3 tRNA genes and 1 rRNA gene are annotated in these 472 nt (G+C 54.9%); all 4 read right to left on the bottom strand.

Annotation, left to right across the window (positions count from 1 at the left end):
* Positions 1–52: 52 nt before the first annotated feature.
* Positions 53–127: transfer RNA gene (locus tag MW695_RS22260), tRNA-Glu, on the bottom strand.
* 34 nt (positions 128–161) lie between these two features.
* A tRNA-Ser gene (locus tag MW695_RS22255) sits at positions 162–255 on the bottom strand.
* A gap of 5 nt (positions 256–260) precedes the next feature.
* Positions 261–335, bottom strand: a tRNA-Asn gene (locus MW695_RS22250).
* A gap of 15 nt (positions 336–350) precedes the next feature.
* A 5S ribosomal RNA gene (gene rrf, locus MW695_RS22245) occupies positions 351–466 on the bottom strand.
* Positions 467–472 lie beyond the last annotated feature (6 nt).

Here is a 472-nt window from a genome sequence, read left to right as displayed (position 1 = left end):
CCCTGCTTGTAAGGCAGGTGCTCTCCCAGCTGAGCTAATCCTCCAATATGTATGGTGACCCGTACGGGATTCGAACCCGTGTTACCGCCGTGAAAGGGCGGTGTCTTAACCGCTTGACCAACGGGCCCAACCGTATGAATATGTATTATATATGAGCGATCTGGCGGAGAGCGAGGGATTCGAACCCTCGAGACGGCTTTACACCGCCTACACGATTTCCAATCGTGCTCCTTCGGCCAGCTCGGACAGCTCTCCAAAGTTGGCTCCACAGGTAGGATTCGAACCTACGACCGATCGGTTAACAGCCGATAGCTCTACCACTGAGCTACTGTGGATCAATTTATATGTTCGCCCGGCAACGTCCTACTCTCACAGGGGGAAGCCCCCAACTACCATCGGCGCAGAAGAGCTTAACGACCGTGTTCGGCATGGGAACGGGTGTGACCTCTTCGCTATCGCCACCGGACTTTTG

It is taken from the genome of Halalkalibacter sp. APA_J-10(15) (assembly GCF_023017105.1).
Classification (GTDB): domain Bacteria; phylum Bacillota; class Bacilli; order Bacillales; family Bacillaceae_D; genus Halalkalibacter.
The sequence above is the reverse complement of the archived record's forward strand: the minus strand, read 5'-3'. Positions and strand labels throughout refer to the sequence as shown.